We start from the raw sequence: 16,232 nt of genomic DNA, 5'->3' as shown, positions 1-16,232 counted from the left end.
GCCACGGTCGCCGGCGGCAGCGGCAGGAGGACGTTCGCGGGCTCGACATCACTCTCCTTGCGTTTTGTCCACGGTAGTCCGGTCTGTCAAAAAGGTTCAGGCTGGGGCCGCGGCGTCGAGTCTGCGCAACGCGTCCCTGGCGACCTGTGGATCGGACGTGGGCCAGAACGGGGGCAGTGAGGCCCGCAGGAAGCCGCCGTACCTCGCGGTAGCCAGACGTGAGTCCAGCACCGCGACCACGCCCTTGTCCTCGATGGAGCGGTGCAGCCTGCCGGTGCCCTGCGCGAGCAACAGCGCGGCATGTGTGGCCGACACCGTCAAGAACCCGTTGCCGCCCCTGGCTTCCACCGCACGCTGGCGTGCCGAGGAGACCGGGTCGTCCGGCCGGGGGAAGGGCAACCGGTCCACGAGTACCAGCTGCAGCGACGGCCCCGGCACGTCCACCCCCTGCCACAGCGACAGCGTGCCGAACAAACAGGTGCGCACGTCTTCGGAGAACTTGCGGACCAGCAGGGAAGTGGAATCATCGCCCTGGCACAGGATCGGGTGTTCCACCCGGTCCCGCAGTTCCTCTGTGGCCTGTTTCGCGGCGCGCATGGAGGAGAACAATCCCAGTGCTCGTCCCCCCGCCGCCTCGATCAACTCGGCGATCTCGTCGAGGGTCGCAGCACCGAGGCCGTCGCGTCCTGGGGGTGGCAGATGCCGCGCCACGTAGAGGATTCCGTTGCGCTTGTGGTCGAACGGGGAACCGACGTCGATCCCCGTCCAGCGCAGGTTGTCCTCGTCGGACGGGGCCGGCTTCTCCGTCGCGGTTCCGGACGACTTCTGTTCCGCGGCGCCCGCCGATTCGGTCTCGGATTTTCCGAAGGAAGCCAGCGGCGGCAGGCCCCACTGCCTGGCGAGCGTGTCGAAGGTGCCGCCGAGTGTGAGCGTCGCCGAGGTGAGCACCGTGGTGTTCAGCCCGAACACGCGTTCACGCAGCAGCCCGGCCACGGCCAGCGGCGCCACGCGCAGCGCCGGCGGGCGGGGGTTCGCCGAGTACTGGTCACCGCTGAGCCAGACGACATCGCGCTGGTGCGCCTGGTCCGGCTCGAACGCCTCCAGCAGGCGGACCGCGGTGTCGTGCACCTCCTCGAGCAGGGTGCGGGCCAGCTTTCGGGCCGTGGCTTCCTCGAGTTCCTCCTTGCGTTCCGCGCCCAGCATGCTCAGGCAGCCGTGCGCCGCGTCCCGCACCGCGGGGAGGACCCCCTGCAGCGGCTGGGGCAGGGCGTCCATCCGGCCGGGGCTGAGGTCGTCCAGCACCAGCGCGAGCCCGTCACCGGCCTCCATCAGCCGGTCGGCGATGTCGGCGTCGATCAGCTTGCCGCAGCGCCGGGTGGCGGCCGTGATCATCGCGCTGGTGAGCTCGGCGGTGGCGACGGACGTCACCCGGTCCACCAGTTCGTGCGCCTCGTCGATGATCACCAGGTCGTGCTCCGGCAGGACCTGGTAGCCCTGCAACGCGTCGATAGCCAGCAGCGCGTGGTTGGTGACGACGACGTCGGCGCGACCGGCCTCGGCCCTGGCCTGCTCGGCGAAACAGTCGGTGCCGATCGGGCAGCGGGCGGCGCCGAGACACTCCTTGGCGGTGACCGAGACCTGGCGCCATGCCTGGTCCGACACCCCGGGCACCAACTCGTCGCGGTCACCGGTCTCGGTGTCGGAGGACCACTCGTGCAGACGCTTGACCTCCTTGCCCATGCGCGAAACCGCGAACGGGTCGAACAGGGCGGCGTCGTCCGGCTCCTCCGGCGCGCCGCTGTCGAGCCGGTGCAGGCACAGGTAGTTCCGTCTGCCCTTGAGGATCGCGAACGTGGGTTCGCGTCCCAGCGGCTTCTTCAGCGCCTTGGCGAGCCGGGGCAGGTCCCGGTCGACGAGTTGGCGCTGCAGGGCGATCGTCGCAGTGGAGACCACGACCGTGGCCTCCCGTTCCACCGCGTGCCGGATCGCGGGTACGAGGTAGGCCAGCGACTTCCCGGTACCGGTACCCGCTTGGACGGCCAGGTGCTCCCCGGTGCGGATCGCCCTGCCGACGGCCTCCGCCATCTTGACCTGGCCCGTCCGCTCGGTGCCGCCGACGGCCTCGACCGCGTGCGTCAGCAGCTCCCCGACACCGGGAAGGCGGGTTCTGGGTAGTTCGGGCACGGGGAGAGACGTTACCGCGCGCCACCGTCAGGAACGGGCCTGGCCGTCCGCGTCGGTCAGGATTCCTTGCGGACCCGGCGGACCAGCGCCCATGCGGCCGGGAGCAGACCTGCGGCGAGCGCGATCTTCATGGCGTCACCGAGCAGGAAGGGCACGAGGCCCTTTTCCAGCCCGCCGGCCAGATCCAGGCCCGCCGACGCCATCAGCCACGGCAGGCCGACCGCGTAGATGGCCAGGTTGCCGAGGACCATCGTGCCCGCGGTTCGCATCGGGGTGCGGTCCGCGCCCCGCGCGGCGAGTGCGCCCACGAGTGCGGCGGCGAAGACGAACCCGATGATGTACCCGGCGCTCGCGCCGAACAGCCCGGAGCTGCCGTTGTTGAACCAGGGGACACCGGCCGCGCCCGCGAGCAGGTAGAGCAGCATGGCCGCGCCACCGCGCTGCCAGCCGAGCGCGGTCCCGACCAGCAGGGCGGCGAAGGTCTGGCCGGTCATCGGCACCGGGCTGCCCGGGACGGGGAACACGACCTGCGCGGCGAGACCGGTGAAGGCGGCACCGCTCACGACCAGCGTGAGATCACGGACGAGTGAACCGGGAACGAGATCTGCCAGTACCGGTTTGCGGCTGGCGACGGACAGCGAAGACACGAAAACCTCCTGGTAGACACACGCAGACTGGTCGCAAAGTAGCGCGTGATCGCGTTTCGCACCCTGCCCGAGTCGGGTTTCTCACGCCGCCGAATCCACACGACCGAGTGGCAGGTGCCGTTGCCGGTCAGGCCGGGCGCCGCAGCCGCCGATGTCGAAGGGGCAGTTTGGAACAGCGGGCGAGGAGAGTCGATGTCAAACATCAGGTCGAAGATCAACAGGAGTGCGCTCGCGGTCGTGCTGGCGGGTGGGGTGCTCGCCACAGCGGCGCCCGCCCAGGCAGCTGAGCCCGTCGCCGTGGCCTCCGCGTCGGTGGGCAGCGCCGACATCGTCGTCTCGGGTCAGTCCGCGCAGGCCGCGCCGATCGCCCCGTGCGATGTGGACGGCAGGCAGACCAACAGCACAACGGGCGGGTTCGCGGGTAACACGACCAAGTTCGGCAGGGGAAGTACGGAGTGCGCGCGCGACTCCGGGGGCACGGCGTCGGCGAAGGCGTCAGGACAGCGGTTCGAGACGACGGTGCTGCGCCAGTTCGGCGGGCCGACGCTGCGGGTGCGGACGTTCTCCGCCCGCTGCAACACCACGAGCAACGGCAGCAGTGGCTATGTCGAACTGAGCGGAGTCTCCGGGTTCTCCGTGCCGAGGGAGATCCGGTCCAACCACACGATCATGATTCCTGGCCGGGGGCAGGGCGACCCGCCCATGGCTCGCCTGGTGCTCAACGAACTGGAGGTGCCGACACCGGCCGACGGCAGCCTCACGACGAACGCACTGCGCATCACCCTGTTCCCCGAAGGTGGCCCAGCCAGCGGCGACATCGTCGTCGGCAGCGCGAGCTGCGACCCCTACGGCGCCTGACCGCCGTCCCCGGCTCTTGGTGCGTCTGCAAGTACCACCAAGCAAGATCATTTCTGTCCTCAACCGCTACCAAGCTGAGCTCAGCTTGGTAGCGGTTAGCGACGATGTTGATCTTACTTGGGGGTACTTGCAGACACTCCTAGCCCGCGACGGCGGGTGAGCCTTCGAGCGTTACGCCTGCGGCTCGGAGTTCGTCGAGGGCGGGGTCCACCGTGGCGCGGGAGACGCCCGCTGTGAGGTCCAGCAGGACGCGGACGTCGAACCCCGCACGCGCAGCGTCCAGTGCGGTTGCCCGGACGCAGTGGTCGGTGGCGATGCCGACGATGTCCACCCGGTCGACTCCCCGCTCGCGCAGCCAGTCCGCGAGCTGCTCGCCGGATGCCGTGCTGCCCTCGAACCCGGAGTAGCCGTCGCTGTACTGGCCCTTGGAGAACACTGTGGACACGGGGCCGACGTCGAGTTCCGGATGGAAGGACGCGCCCGCCGTCCCCGCCACGCAGTGCCTCGGCCAGGACCGCACGAAGTCCGGGTTGTCGCTGAAGTGCGCGCCAGGGTCGATGTGGTAGTCGCGGGTGGCCACCACGTATTCGTGGTCGCTGCCCGCCACGTACCCGGAAATGGCGGTGGCCGCCGCCGCCCCGCCGGTCACGGCCAGCGCGCCGCCCTCACAGAAATCGTTCTGCACGTCCACCACGATCAGTGCGTTGCCCATGACAACCTCCTGGATCAGGCCTTCTCGCCGGAGGCGAACACGGTCGGGATGGCCGGTTCGCCGTGGGAGAGCTTGAGCCCCTCCCACGGGAGGCTGACCAGTCCCCGGCGCAGCAATCGCCTGCTGTCCTCCAGGGTGGGCAGTTCACCGGTCACCTGTCCACCCCGCACCAGCGGAATCTGCAACGCGCGGTCGTGCTCGCCCAGCTCCGGGACGCGGGAGGCGGGGCAGATGACCTCCTCCACCGCGGTACCGGTCTCCCGGTGCCGCCGGAACGCCGATTTGTGGCCGCCCCGCGACTCCTTGTGGGTGCTGCGCTTCTCCACCGGGCGCCCCTCGACGTCGACGAGTTTGTAGACCATGCCGGCTGTCGGCGCGCCGGAGCCGGTGACCACCGACGTGCCCACCCCGTACGCGTCCACGGGTTCGGCGCGCAGTGCGGCGATCGCGTGTTCGTCGAGATCGCCGGAGACGACGATTCTGGTGTCCTTCGCGCCGAGCCGGTCGAGCTGCTCGCGGGCCCTGCGCGCCAGCGGGCCGACGTCGCCCGAGTCGATTCGGATCGCGCCGAGCTCCGTCCCAGCGACGCGCACCGCGGTGTCGATGCCCGCACTGATGTCGTAGGTGTCCACCAACAGCGTGGTGTCCGTGCCCATTTTGGCGATCTGTGCGCGAAACGCCTGCTCCTCGTCGTCGTGCAGGAGCATGAACGCGTGCGCGACGGTGCCGCGCGTGCTGATTCCGTACCGCCGCCCCGCCTCCAGGTTCGAGGTCGTCGCGAACCCGGCCAGGTACGCCGCCCGTGCGGCGGCGACCGCGGCGTACTCGTGAGTGCGCCGCCCGCCCATCTCGATGATCGGCCTGCCGTTGGCCGCTCCGCTCATGCGCGCCGCCGCCGAGGCGATGGCGCTGTCGTGGTTGAGGATCGACAGCACCAGCGTCTCCAGGATGACTGCCTCGGCGAACGTCCCCCGAACGGTGAGGATCGGCGAGCCGGGAAAGTACAGCTCCCCTTCCGGGTATCCCTCGATGTCACCGGAAAAGGTGTAGTCCGCCAGCCACGAGAGGGTCGCGTCGTCCACCACCGCGGTGGACCGCAGCTGGGCGAGCTCGGCCTCGGCGAACCGGAAGTCCGCGATCGCCTCCAGCACCCGCGCGGTGCCGGCCACCACGCCGTAACGCCGCCCGTCAGGCAGCCGTCGCGCGAAGACCTCGAAGACACACCGCCGGTCGCCCGTGCCGTCGGCCAGGGCGCTGCCCAGCATGGTCAGCTCGTAGTGATCGGTGAGCAGTGCCGTGCTCGGTCCCGCACCAGTTTCGGATGCCATACCGCCACCCTATTCACTCACACAGCACACCTACTCGCCCACGCTGGACATGGGCCGTGACACCATGGGGACATGACCACGCCTGTCGAGGCCGGACAAACGATCGGCGCTGAACAGAGTGCCGAGGACAGACCGTGGCAGACCATCGTCTGGAACGATCCGGTGAACCTGATGTCGTACGTGACGTACGTGTTTCAGAAGCTCTTCGGGTACAGCCGCGATCACGCCACGAAGCTGATGCTCGACGTGCACCACAAGGGCAAGGCCACGGTGTCCTCCGGCAGCAAGGAAAAAGTGGAGGGCGATGTGGCGAAGCTGCATGCGGCGGGGCTCTGGGCCACTATGGAGCAACCGTGACCGCCGACGTACTTGTCTCAGCGGAGGCAGCGATATGAAGGGGTGGCGCCGCAAGGGTGCCAAGGTGGTCGCCGGGTTCGAGCAGCAGGAAGCCGCGGTGATCCGTGGGCTGGTGAGTCAGCTCGATGACATGCTGCGCGCCCGTTCCGACGAGGCGCCGCAGGACGAGTTGGCCGAGCTGACCGGTATCCGCACCGGGCCGTCGGAGTCGCCCAACGACCCGGTCCTGTCGCGGCTGCTGCCGGACTTCCACAAGCTGGACCCGGACAACCCCAGCAAGGAGGACCTCGACTCGGCGGCGGCGCTGCGCTCGCTGCACGAGCCGGAGGTGCTCGAAGCCAAGGTCGGTGTCGCCGCGGTGGTGCTGGGGTCGCTTCCGCCCGACGGCGGCGACGTGAAGCTCACGCTCGAGCAGGCCGATGCCTGGCTGTCGGCGATCAACGACGTGCGGCTCGCGCTGGGCACCGCGCTCGACGTCACCGAGGACATGCCGGACGAGCTACCCGAGGACGACCCGCGCGCCCCGCATCTTGGCGTCTACCACTGGCTCACGTGGGTGCAGGAGACGCTGGTGCAGGCGCTGGCGGAGTAGGCCGTGGCGGACAACGCGATCACCGACGTACCGGGTGTGCTCGTCGGCGGGCACGAGCGGGTCGGGGACGGCTGGGCGACGGGCACCACCGTGGTCCTGGTGCCCGAATCGGCGACCGGCGCCGTTGACCAGCGCGGGGGCGCCCCCGGAACGCGCGAGACGAACCTGCTGGAGCCGGAGAACCTGGTACAGCGGGTCAACGCCGTCTGCCTTTCCGGGGGCAGCGCGTACGGCCTCGCCGCCGCGGACGGGGTCATGCGCTGGCTCGCCGAGCGGGACCTTGGTTTCCGGGTTGGTGTCAAGCCGCACGAGGTGGTGCCGATCGTGCCCGCAGCCGTGTTGTTCGACCTCCCGCGCAGCGACTGGGGCAACCGGCCCGATCAGAGCTTCGGGTACGCGGCCTGCGCCGCCGCCGGGAGCGGCCCTGTGCCGGAAGGCAGCGTCGGCGCGGGCGCCGGCGCGCAGGTCGGCTCGCTCAAGGGCGGGATCGGGACCGCGAGCGAGGTCGTCGACGGGTTCACCGTCGGAGCGCTGGCCGTCGTCAACGCCTCCGGTGAAGCAGTCCCGTACGACACCGGTCTGCCGTTCGCGGCGGATCACGAGATGGACGGCGAGTTCGGGGTGCGGTGGCCGAACCGGCCCGCCGAGCGGCCGAAAACCCTGGCTACCGACCTGAACACCACGATCGGCGTCGTCGCTGTCGATGCCGCGCTGTCCAAGGCGGAGTGCAGGCGGCTCGCGGTCGCCGCGCAGGACGGCCTTGCCCGCTCGGTGCGCCCCGCGCACACCATGTTCGATGGCGACACCGTGTTCGCGCTGGCTACGGGGGCGCGGGAGTTGCCGGAGGCGAGCGGGCCGATCGGCGAGATGTCCAGGGCAGGCGCGCTGGACGCGCTGTGCTCGGCCGCCGCGCGGGTGTTCGCGCGCTCGATGGTGCGGGGTCTGCTCACCGCCACGGCCGCTGCGGGCATCCCGGCCTACCGTGACCTGTGGCCGGAGGCCTTCGCCCGCCGCTCGTGAGTGGTGGTTCTCACCCTGTGGACCGCGGTTTTCCACCAAGTAGGATATGGGCGTGCTTCGCATCCGCCGTGACCTTGTCGACGAGATCGTCGCCCACGCCCGCCGGGACCACCCCGACGAGGCGTGCGGGGTGATCGCCGGTCCTGACGGCAGTGACCGGCCGGAGCGGTTCATCCCGATGCTGAACGCGGCACGCTCGCCGACGTTCTACGAGTTCGACTCCGGCGACCTGCTCCGGCTCTACCGGGGGATGGACGCGAACGACGAGGTCCCCGTGGTGATCTACCACTCGCACACCGCGACCGAGGCCTACCCTTCGCGCACCGACATCTCCTACGCCTCCGAGCCGTTCGCGCACTACGTGCTGGTCTCCACGCGCGACCCCGAGGAGCATGAGTTCCGCTCCTACCGAATCGTGGATGGCGAGGTGACCGAGGAGCCAGTCGAGGTCGTCGAGTCGTACATGTTCGCCAACACCGGCAACGACGACGCACCTGATCGGTGAGTCACGTCCGGGAATACTCTCGTGCGCCCGAACGTCAGCCCTGAGCAGAACCAGGCCCGAACCAGCGGAGGTTATCCATGGCCGTCACCGTTTCAATCCCCACCATCCTGCGCACGCACACCGGCGGCGAGAAGTCCGTCGAGGCCGCGGGCAAGACCGTCCTCGAGGTGATCGACGACATCGAGGCCAAGCACGGTGGGCTCAAGGACCGCCTGGTGAAGGACGAGAAGCTGCACCGCTTCGTCAACATCTACGTCAACGACGAGGACGTCCGCTTCGCCGGCGGGCTCGACGCCGAGGTCAAGGACGGCGACTCGCTGACCATCCTGCCTGCGGTCGCGGGCGGCGCACGCTAACCGTGGCCCGCTACGAGTCGCTGCTCGACACGCTGGGCGGCACCCCGCTGGTGGGGCTGCCCCGGCTGTCCCCTTCGGCGGACGTGCGCCTGTGGGCGAAGCTCGAGGATCGCAACCCGACCGGCTCGATCAAGGACCGGCCCGCGCTGGCGATGATCGAGGCAGCGGAGGCCGAGGGCAGGCTCAGCAAGGGGTCGACGATCCTGGAGCCGACGTCCGGCAACACCGGTATCTCCCTGGCGATGGCCGCGAAGCTCAAGGGCTATGGGCTGGTGTGCGTGATGCCGGAGAACACGTCGGCCGAGCGCAAGCAGTTGCTGCAGGCCTACGGCGCGCGGATCGTCTACTCGCCCGCGGCGGGTGGCTCGAACGAGGCCGTGCGTCGCGCCAAGGAACTGGCCGAGGCGAACCCGGACTGGGTGATGCTCTACCAGTACGGCAACCCGGCCAACGCCGACGCGCACTACTCCGGCACCGGTCCCGAGCTGCTGAAGGACCTGCCGACGGTGACGCATTTCGTCGGCGGGCTCGGGACCACCGGAACCCTGGTCGGTGTGGGCCGTTACCTGCACGAGCAGAAGCCGGACGTGCAGATCATCGCGGCCGAGCCGCGGTACGGGGAGCTGGTCTACGGGCTGCGCAACCTCGACGAGGGGTTCGTGCCGGAGCTGTACGACCCCGACGTGCTCAACGGCCGCTACTCGGTGGGCGCCTACGACGCGCTGCGCCGGACCAGGGAGCTGCTGGAGAACGAGGGCATCTTCGCGGGCATCTCCACCGGGGCGGTGCTGCACGCGGCGCTGGCCGTCGCGGAGAAGGCCGCGGCCAGGGGAGAGCAGGCCGACGTCGCGTTCGTCGTCGCCGACGCGGGCTGGAAGTACCTGTCCACCGGCGCCTACAGCGGCTCCCTCGACGAGGCCGCCGAACGGCTCGATGGCCAGCTCTGGGCCTGACGGACTCCGGACCGGACCGGCGGGAAGGCGCGCGAGATCTCAGGGGCTCAGGATCTCAGGGGAAATGCCTGAGGCACGGGCGGTGGGTACGGCCGTAGCCTGGAGGACGTGAGCATGATGTCTGGACAGCCTGCCCATCCCGCGTCGGCGAAGCGCATCCTCCCCGCCGATCCCAAGTCGGCGGGTGCGGTCGCGGTGGCCTTCACCGTGCTGCTCTACCTGGTGGAGCTGGTCGACACCGTTCTCCCGGCAGAACTCGACACCGGTGGTATCGCACCGCGGTCCCTGGACGGGCTGGACGGGATTCTCTGGGCCCCCGTGCTGCACGGTAGCTGGGGCCACCTGTTGAGCAACACCATTCCCGTACTGGTGTTCGCCTTCCTCACCATGGCGGGCGGTCTCGGGCAGTGGATCGTCGTCACGGCCACGATCTGGATCCTCGGCGGAGCGGGCGTGTGGCTCGTGGCCGAGTCGGGCACCTTCACCGTCGGCGCGTCCGGGCTCGCGTTCGGCTGGCTCGCGTTCCTGCTGGTGCGCGGCATCTTCAACCGCAGCGGCAGTCAGTTGCTGCTGGCCGGAATGCTGTTGTTCATCTGGGGCGGCATGCTCTGGGGCGTACTGCCCAGCAACCCGAACATCTCCTGGCAGGGGCACCTCTTCGGCGCGCTGGCGGGCATCCTCGCCGCGTGGATCGTCAGCCGGGCGGGCAGGCGCAGGAAGGCGTCGCCCCCGGGTGGCGCGGCGCATCCGGATAACCTCGGCATGTGACCCCAGCTTCGGACGCTCCGATCGGCGTGTTCGACTCCGGCGTCGGAGGCCTGACGGTCGCTCGCGCGATCGTCGACCAGCTCCCCGCCGAGCGACTGCGTTACGTCGGCGACACCGCCCACAACCCCTACGGGCCACTCCCCATCGCCAGAGCGCGGGAGCTCGCGCTCGCCGCGCTGGACGAGCTGGTCGACGACGGGGTCAAGGCACTGGTCATCGCGTGCAACACCGCCTCGGCCGCCTGTCTGCGCGATGCGCGCGAGCGCTACGACGTGCCGGTTGTCGAGGTGGTCCTGCCCGCGGCGCGCAGGGCGGTGTCGGCCACGCGCTCGGGCCGCATCGGCCTCATCGGGACCGAGGGCACGGTCCGGTCCCGCGCCTACGACGATGCCGTCGCCGCCGCCCCCGATGTGCGACTGAGCAGCGTGGCGTGCCCGCGGTTCGTGGACTTCGTGGAGCGCGGCATCACCTCGGGCAGGCAGGTGCTGGGGCTGGCTCAGGGGTACCTGGAACCACTGCTGCGCGCCGAGGTGGACACGCTGGTGCTCGGCTGCACGCACTATCCGCTGCTCACCGGCGTGCTGCAGATCGTCATGGGCCAGGACGTGACGCTGGTGTCCAGCGCGGAGGAGACGGCGAAGGATCTCGTCCGGGTGCTCACCGAGCTCGACCTGCTCGCCGAACCCGGCCCCGCCCCCCGGCACGAGTTCGTGGCGACTGGGTCCCCCGAACCGTTCACCCGGCTCGCGCACCGTTTCATGGGGTTCGCGCCGGGAGCACTGCGGGTCACCGGCCCGGCATCGAGGCTCTAAGGTGCTCCCGTGGCAGAACAGGAACCGGGGCGGATCGTGCAGATCTTCACCGATGGCGCGTGCAGTCCCAATCCCGGGCCGGGCGGCTGGGGTGCGGTGTTGCGGTATGGCGATCACGAGAAGGAGATCTACGGCGGGGAAGCGGGCGAGACGACCAACAACCGGATGGAGCTGAACGCGCCCATCCAGGCGCTGGAGAGTCTGAAGCGGCCCGTGATCGTCCGGCTGTACACCGACAGCACGTACGTGCGCAACGGCATCACCAAATGGGTCGCCACCTGGAAGAAGAACGGTTGGCAGACCTCGGCCAGGACCCCGGTGAAGAACGCGGACCTGTGGCAGCGCCTCGAGGCCGCCGCCGCGCGCCATCAGGTGGAGTGGCTGTGGGTCAAGGGCCACGCCGGGCACCCGGAGAACGAGCGTGCGGACCGGCTGGCTGTCAGGGGCCTCGAGGAGATCACCGGGAAGGTTGTTCACAAGTGAGTTGGCGGGGCCCGCCCCGGAAGGGGCCCCGTTGCGGCATACATTTCGGGCCGCAGCAGGGGCGGGTCGCGACGACTCACTGCTGGTGAGGCGCGTGCATGGCTGCAGGTCGACGTGAACAACCCGACTTTTGAGGAGATCACCGGGAAGGTTGTGATCCAGCCGTCCCGGTGATCTCCTTGCGGTTCACGTCCAACGGAACAGCTTCACCGCGGCACCAGCGGCCAGCACGGTGGTGCCGACCAGTACCGCGATGTGCTGCAGTTCCGGGGCAGCGCCCATCCAGGTGGCGGTGAGCGCGTCGAGTCCCGCGCCGAACGGCAGATACTCGCCGATCGTGGCGAGCCAGGTGGGCAGGTTCTCCCTCGGCCCGAATCCGCCACCGGCGGCGAGCATCGCGAAGAACACCACGAGGCCGATGGCGATGGAGGAGTTGGTCGTCGGTGAGATCGCGGCGACGAGCGTGCCGAGCGCGTACATCGCCGCGGCCACCAGCAGGAAGACTCCGATGGCGGCCAGCAGGCCGCGGGGGAGCGACGCGTCGAACAACGCCACCGCGAGGCCCAGTGCGAGCAGCACCCCGATCACCGACTGCACCAGGCTGACCACCACCTGAGCCAGCAGCACCAGCGTGGGGTGCGCCGGTGTGACGGACAGGCGGCGCAGTACACCGGTGTGGCGATACGTGGCCAGGAACGACGGCATGTTCACCACCCCGACGAGCGCCACGACCATGGCGATCGTCAGCGGGACCACATAGGCCTCGAACGCCGAGAGACCGCCGAACTCGGGGATTGCGCTTCCGTCCGAGCCCAGCCCGTTCATCACCATGATGAGCATCGGCAACCCCAGCGGAATGATCACCCCTGAGGTGTCCCGCCAGACGAGTTTGGCCTCGGTCCAGGTCAGCATCGCCCATGCGGCCGGGCCGGGACGATGGGCGCGGATGTTGCCGGTCATCGTGTCGTCTCCTGTTCGGTGGCGCTGAGGCCGCGGCCGGTGAGGGCAAGAAATGCGTCGTCGAGTGAGGTGGTTTCGAGGCGCGTCTCGGTGGCGGCGATCCCGTGGTGCACCAGTGCGGAACTGACGGCCTGCAGCAGATCTCCCGTCCCGGTCACTTCCGTCTCGCCCCGTTCGGTCGCGACCGTGGTCACCTCGGGGAGGCTGGCCAGCAGGGAATCGTCGAACCCGCCTGCCGCTCGGAATCGGACTCGCCGTGGCAGTCCTGCTCGTGCGATGAGGCCGTCCGGCGTGTCCAGTGCGACGAGCCTGCCGTGGTCGATGATCGCGATGCGGTCGCAGAGTCGCTGCGCCTCCTCCATGAAATGGGTGACCAGCAGCACCGTCACGCCGGTATCGCGAATCTCCTCGATCAGCTGCCAGGTATCTCTGCGCGCCTGGGGGTCGAGGCCGGTGGTCAGCTCGTCCAGCACCGCGATGCGCGGTTTGCCGATCAGCGCGAGCGCGATGGACAACCGCTGAGCCTGGCCACCGGAGAGGTCGTCGAACGCCGTTCTGCGCTTGTCCGCGAGGCCCAGGTCGGCCAACAGCCGCTCCGGATCGGCGCTGTCGCGGTAGAACGACCGGTAGAGCGCCAGCGCCTCACCAACCCGTAGCTGCCCCGGTAGGGCGCCGTGCTGCAGTTGAACCCCAACGAGTCGTCGCAGCCGGGCGCGATCGCGATGTGGGTCCAGCCCGAGCACGCTGACGCGGCCGGCATTCGGCACTCTGATGCCTTCGATGCACTCCACAGTCGTCGTCTTGCCCGCACCGTTGGGCCCGACGATCCCGAAGATCTCGCCCTCCTCGACGGTGAAACTGAGCCCGTCGACGGCGGCAGAGCCACCGTAGCTCTTTCGCAGACCCTCGATCTCGATCACGGCCATGGTTCCTCCCTGATGTGCCCCCCTGGCTGGGTGGAAACCACGCTAGAAAACGGGCGGCCGCGTGTCGGGTGCCGGACGTCATGACCTGACCCCGTGACTTCTGGCACGGGGCATGCGGCTTCCGGGTCCGTAACCTGCTCTTATGACCGACTCTCGGCTCGAGCGCTGGGGCCTGGCGTGCTTCATGCTGGTCTGCCTGCTTGTCGGGGTACCGGTGTTGCTGAGCGCACTTCAGGGCGAGGTCCTCACCACGGGGCCAGGGTGGCTGTGGTGGGCGTGCTACCTCGGATACCTGGTGCTGATCGCCCTCACCTGCGTGCAGACCGGCACCCTGTGGTTGAACTCGCGGATGCTGGTCGCCGCGTTGATTGGGTTCGGTTCGGCGGTTGTGCTGCTGGCGCCCCGCGCGGGATGGACGGCGATCCTGCTGGTCTTCACCACGGCGCTCGTGACGCACATCATTTCCCTGCGCGGTGTCCTCGTGGTGATCGTGGCGCACAGCGCACTGGTGGGCGGCACCGTGGTGCTCGCGGGCGGCGGATTCGCGGAGATCGCGCTGAGCGCGCTCATCTACGCGACACTGCAGGCGTGCTCGGTGTGGGCGGTGCTGAGTCAGCTGCGGGAGGCAGCCGCGCGTACCCACCTGGCGGTGGTGAACACCGAATTGCGTGCGGCGACGGCCCTGCTGGCCGAGTCGAGCCGCGTCAATGAGCGCCTGCACATCTCCAGGGAGTTGCACGACCTGGTCGGCCACCAGCTCACCGCGCTGGTGCTCGAACTGGAGGTGGCGGCACATCGCAGCACTCCACCCGCCAGTGAACACGTCGAGCGTGCCCGCGGCCTGGCTAGGGATCTGCTGGGCGACGTGCGCACCGCCGTGGGCGAAATCCGCACCCGGCCGCCGCAGTTGCGTCAGGCGCTGGCCGATATCGTGGCGGACCTGCCGCGCCCTCGGGTGCGGCTCACCGTGGACGACACCGTGCAGCCGGACGAGGACTGTGTCGCCGCGCTGATCCGCTGCGTGCAGGAGATCGTCACGAACGCGATCCGTCACTCGGGTGCCGAGAACCTTTCGATCCACGTGGAACAGGCGGAGGCCGGACGTGTCACGCTCACCGCGCAGGACGACGGACGTGGTGCGTCACTGCTTCGTCTCGGCAACGGACTGACCGGCGTGCGCGAGCGTGTCGAACAGCTCGGCGGCGCCGTCTCCTTCGACACCCGGTCAGGATTCCGGGTCAGCGCTCAGGTGCCCGCCCGATGATCCGCGTGTGCGTCGTCGACGATCAGACCCTGGTGCGCCAGGGCATCCGCAGCCTGCTCGACCTCTCGACCGAGGTGACCGTGGCGGCCGAGGCGAGTGACGGGGACGAGGCGCTGGACATCCTCGCCAGTACGCAGCCCGATGTCGTGCTGCTGGACCTGCGCATGCCTGGCCGCGATGGCATCTCCACGCTGAAGGCCATGCGGGAGCGCGCCATCAATGTGCCCACCCTGGTGCTGACCACCTTCGACGACGACGAACTCGTCCTGCGGGCCCTGCGCGCGGGGGCACACGGGTACCTGCTGAAGGACGTCACCCTTGACCAGCTCCTCGGCGCGATCCGGACACTGGCTGACGGTGGGACGTTGGTGCAGCCCGCGGTCACCGAGCGGCTGGTCCGGGCGGCTCGGCAGCTACCGGGGCAGGAGCGGTACGACGACCTGCCGCCGCCGCAGCCGCTGACCGAAAGGGAGCGGGAGATTCTGCGTTTGCTGGCAGGCGGATACGCCAACCGGGAGATCGCCACCGCGTTGCACCTGGCCGAAGGCACGGTCAAGAACCATGTCTCCAGTCTGTTGATGAAGCTCGGTGTCCGGGACCGCACCAGGGCGGTGCTGCGGGGCCTGCAGCACGGGCTGCTCCGCTGAGCGCATGGGACTCGCTCAAGCGGCAACGTGGTCTGGCTCCCGTCATGGGGTAAATCGCGACTTTGTTGCATAGGGTGTCGGGCGTGCGACTGACCATTCTCGGCTGCGCGGGCAGCTTCCCCGGCCCGAACACGGCGGCGTCGGGCTACGTGATCGAAGCCGACGGCTTCGTTCTCGGGCTCGAACTCGGAAACGGCACACTGGCCCAGTTGCAGGGCCTGCGCAGTCCGTTCGACCTGGACGCTCTCGTCCTGTCGCACCTGCATCCCGACCACTGCGCGGATGTCAGCGCACTGACCGTCATGCGCCGCTACCACCCGGATCCGCCGTATGCCGTCCGTCCGCGCAGGCTGCCGCTCTACGGCCCGGCCGAGACGCCGACTCGCCTGGCCAACGCGTACGCACCGCACGAGAGCGAGCGGCTGGAGACCGACCTCTCCGACGTCTACGACTTTCACACACTGAAAGTCGGCACCGTTCCGATCGGGCCCTTCGAGGTCACGTCGTTCCCGATGGACCACCCGACCGAGGCGTGGGGCCTGCGCATCAGCTCCCCGACCGCGACGATCGCCTATACGGGTGATTCCGGCCCGTGTGCGGCGCTGGACGAGCTGGCGGACGGCGTGGACGTGCTGCTGTCCGAGGCCTCCTGGACCGATTCACCCGACCGTCCGCCCGGCGTGCACCTGTCGGGCAAGCAGGCGGGGGAGCTCGCCGTCCGGACCGGCGCGGGCAGGCTGCTGCTCACCCACGTGGCCCCCTGGACCGATCACGGCGCCGTGCTCGCCGAGGCCAGGGCGGTGTTCTCCGGGGCCGAACTCGTCCGGCAGGGCGCGGTCTACGAGATCTGAGCCTGGTGA

The 16,232-nt window shown here is 69.5% G+C and carries 19 protein-coding genes; 13 read left to right on the top strand and 6 right to left on the bottom strand.

The annotated features are described in order from the left end of the window. Window positions 1-96: 96 nt before the first annotated feature. Window positions 97-2,184, bottom strand: a complete 2,088-nt coding sequence (locus tag BM199_RS10630) for an ATP-dependent DNA helicase (protein ID WP_091672470.1) — start codon at window positions 2,182-2,184, stop codon at window positions 97-99. A 56-nt stretch (window positions 2,185-2,240) separates the two neighbouring features. Beyond that, entirely contained in the window at window positions 2,241-2,831 is a 591-nt protein-coding gene (locus BM199_RS10625) for a biotin transporter BioY (RefSeq protein WP_091672468.1), read from the bottom strand. A 192-nt stretch (window positions 2,832-3,023) separates the two neighbouring features. Between BM199_RS10625 and BM199_RS10620 the strand changes: the two genes are divergently transcribed. Continuing rightward, window positions 3,024-3,689 (top strand): hypothetical protein, encoded by a 666-nt coding sequence (locus BM199_RS10620; protein WP_245788279.1) that lies wholly within the window; start codon window positions 3,024-3,026, stop codon window positions 3,687-3,689. Between the two features lie 139 nt (window positions 3,690-3,828). On the opposite strand, the gene BM199_RS10615 is transcribed toward BM199_RS10620, so the two are convergent. Next, on the bottom strand, window positions 3,829-4,401 hold the full coding sequence (locus tag BM199_RS10615) for an isochorismatase family protein (RefSeq protein WP_091672467.1): 573 nt from the start codon (window positions 4,399-4,401) through the stop codon (window positions 3,829-3,831). A gap of 14 nt (window positions 4,402-4,415) precedes the next feature. Further along, window positions 4,416-5,729 carry a nicotinate phosphoribosyltransferase gene (locus BM199_RS10610; protein WP_091672465.1) on the bottom strand — a complete coding sequence of 438 codons (1,314 nt, stop codon included), beginning with the start codon at window positions 5,727-5,729 and terminating at the stop codon, window positions 4,416-4,418. A gap of 72 nt (window positions 5,730-5,801) precedes the next feature. Here BM199_RS10610 and clpS point away from each other — a divergent pair, with 72 nt between their 5' ends. The 9 genes from clpS to rnhA all read left to right on the top strand — a co-directional run bounded on the left by clpS (window position 5,802) and on the right by rnhA (window position 11,575). Beyond that, complete coding sequence (gene clpS, locus BM199_RS10605; RefSeq protein WP_091672463.1) at window positions 5,802-6,086, top strand: ATP-dependent Clp protease adapter ClpS; 285 nt, start codon at window positions 5,802-5,804, stop codon at window positions 6,084-6,086. A gap of 34 nt (window positions 6,087-6,120) precedes the next feature. After that, on the top strand, window positions 6,121-6,678 hold the full coding sequence (locus BM199_RS10600; RefSeq protein WP_091672461.1) for a DUF2017 domain-containing protein: 558 nt from the start codon (window positions 6,121-6,123) through the stop codon (window positions 6,676-6,678). Window positions 6,679-6,681: 3 nt separating this feature from the next. Further along, window positions 6,682-7,698, top strand: coding sequence for a P1 family peptidase (locus BM199_RS10595; RefSeq protein WP_245788278.1), 1,017 nt, complete (start codon window positions 6,682-6,684; stop codon window positions 7,696-7,698). A 46-nt stretch (window positions 7,699-7,744) separates the two neighbouring features. Then, a complete protein-coding gene (locus BM199_RS10590; protein ID WP_091672459.1) occupies window positions 7,745-8,203 on the top strand; it encodes a M67 family metallopeptidase in 459 nt (152 codons plus the stop codon). Window positions 8,204-8,280: 77 nt separating this feature from the next. Next, a complete protein-coding gene (locus BM199_RS10585) occupies window positions 8,281-8,559 on the top strand; it encodes a MoaD/ThiS family protein (RefSeq protein WP_091672457.1) in 279 nt (92 codons plus the stop codon). A gap of 2 nt (window positions 8,560-8,561) precedes the next feature. Next, window positions 8,562-9,512 (top strand): PLP-dependent cysteine synthase family protein, encoded by a 951-nt coding sequence (locus BM199_RS10580; RefSeq protein WP_091672456.1) that lies wholly within the window; start codon window positions 8,562-8,564, stop codon window positions 9,510-9,512. 117 nt (window positions 9,513-9,629) lie between these two features. Then, on the top strand, window positions 9,630-10,280 hold the full coding sequence (locus tag BM199_RS10575; protein WP_091672708.1) for a rhomboid family intramembrane serine protease: 651 nt from the start codon (window positions 9,630-9,632) through the stop codon (window positions 10,278-10,280). Next, window positions 10,277-11,092 carry a glutamate racemase gene (gene murI / locus BM199_RS10570; protein WP_091672454.1) on the top strand — a complete coding sequence of 272 codons (816 nt, stop codon included), beginning with the start codon at window positions 10,277-10,279 and terminating at the stop codon, window positions 11,090-11,092. The genes BM199_RS10575 and murI overlap by 4 nt, the downstream gene beginning before the upstream one ends. A 9-nt stretch (window positions 11,093-11,101) precedes the next feature. Next, window positions 11,102-11,575, top strand: coding sequence for a ribonuclease HI (gene rnhA / locus BM199_RS10565; RefSeq protein ID WP_177242563.1), 474 nt, complete (start codon window positions 11,102-11,104; stop codon window positions 11,573-11,575). A gap of 186 nt (window positions 11,576-11,761) precedes the next feature. On the opposite strand, the gene BM199_RS10560 is transcribed toward rnhA, so the two are convergent. Next, window positions 11,762-12,535, bottom strand: a complete 774-nt coding sequence (locus BM199_RS10560; RefSeq protein ID WP_091672453.1) for an ABC transporter permease — start codon at window positions 12,533-12,535, stop codon at window positions 11,762-11,764. Beyond that, the gene (locus BM199_RS10555; RefSeq protein ID WP_091672451.1) at window positions 12,532-13,461 is read right to left on the bottom strand and encodes an ABC transporter ATP-binding protein; all 930 of its coding nucleotides are present in this window, start codon (window positions 13,459-13,461) and stop codon (window positions 12,532-12,534) included. The genes BM199_RS10560 and BM199_RS10555 overlap by 4 nt, the downstream gene beginning before the upstream one ends. Window positions 13,462-13,603: 142 nt before the next feature. Here BM199_RS10555 and BM199_RS10550 point away from each other — a divergent pair, with 142 nt between their 5' ends. From BM199_RS10550 to BM199_RS34495, 3 genes are all read left to right on the top strand, one after another. Continuing rightward, window positions 13,604-14,725, top strand: coding sequence for a sensor histidine kinase (locus BM199_RS10550; RefSeq protein WP_091672449.1), 1,122 nt, complete (start codon window positions 13,604-13,606; stop codon window positions 14,723-14,725). Next, on the top strand, window positions 14,722-15,372 hold the full coding sequence (locus BM199_RS10545; RefSeq protein WP_091672448.1) for a response regulator: 651 nt from the start codon (window positions 14,722-14,724) through the stop codon (window positions 15,370-15,372). The genes BM199_RS10550 and BM199_RS10545 overlap by 4 nt, the downstream gene beginning before the upstream one ends. Before the next feature lie 83 nt (window positions 15,373-15,455). Beyond that, window positions 15,456-16,223 (top strand): MBL fold metallo-hydrolase, encoded by a 768-nt coding sequence (locus BM199_RS34495; RefSeq protein WP_143101814.1) that lies wholly within the window; start codon window positions 15,456-15,458, stop codon window positions 16,221-16,223. Window positions 16,224-16,232: the final 9 nt, after the last annotated feature.

Source organism: Amycolatopsis marina (genome assembly GCF_900111885.1).
GTDB classification, from domain to species: domain Bacteria; phylum Actinomycetota; class Actinomycetes; order Mycobacteriales; family Pseudonocardiaceae; genus Amycolatopsis; species Amycolatopsis marina.
The sequence above is the reverse complement of the archived record's forward strand: the minus strand, read 5'-3'. Positions and strand labels throughout refer to the sequence as shown.

What these genes read in the sequence shown, in the direction of transcription:
- BM199_RS10620 (WP_245788279.1), top strand. Translation starts at nt 3,024, where the DNA reads ATGTCAAACATCAGGTCGAAGATCAACAGGAGTGCGCTCGCGGTCGTG.
- BM199_RS10615 (WP_091672467.1), bottom strand. Translation starts at nt 4,401, where the DNA reads ATGGGCAACGCACTGATCGTGGTGGACGTGCAGAACGATTTCTGTGAG.
- BM199_RS10610 (WP_091672465.1), bottom strand. Translation starts at nt 5,729, where the DNA reads ATGGCATCCGAAACTGGTGCGGGACCGAGCACGGCACTGCTCACCGAT.
- clpS (WP_091672463.1), top strand. Translation starts at nt 5,802, where the DNA reads ATGACCACGCCTGTCGAGGCCGGACAAACGATCGGCGCTGAACAGAGT.
- BM199_RS10600 (WP_091672461.1), top strand. Translation starts at nt 6,121, where the DNA reads ATGAAGGGGTGGCGCCGCAAGGGTGCCAAGGTGGTCGCCGGGTTCGAG.
- BM199_RS10590 (WP_091672459.1), top strand. Translation starts at nt 7,745, where the DNA reads ATGGGCGTGCTTCGCATCCGCCGTGACCTTGTCGACGAGATCGTCGCC.
- BM199_RS10585 (WP_091672457.1), top strand. Translation starts at nt 8,281, where the DNA reads ATGGCCGTCACCGTTTCAATCCCCACCATCCTGCGCACGCACACCGGC.
- BM199_RS10575 (WP_091672708.1), top strand. Translation starts at nt 9,630, where the DNA reads ATGTCTGGACAGCCTGCCCATCCCGCGTCGGCGAAGCGCATCCTCCCC.
- BM199_RS10560 (WP_091672453.1), bottom strand. Translation starts at nt 12,535, where the DNA reads ATGACCGGCAACATCCGCGCCCATCGTCCCGGCCCGGCCGCATGGGCG.
- BM199_RS10555 (WP_091672451.1), bottom strand. Translation starts at nt 13,461, where the DNA reads ATGGCCGTGATCGAGATCGAGGGTCTGCGAAAGAGCTACGGTGGCTCT.
- BM199_RS10550 (WP_091672449.1), top strand. Translation starts at nt 13,604, where the DNA reads ATGACCGACTCTCGGCTCGAGCGCTGGGGCCTGGCGTGCTTCATGCTG.
- BM199_RS10545 (WP_091672448.1), top strand. Translation starts at nt 14,722, where the DNA reads ATGATCCGCGTGTGCGTCGTCGACGATCAGACCCTGGTGCGCCAGGGC.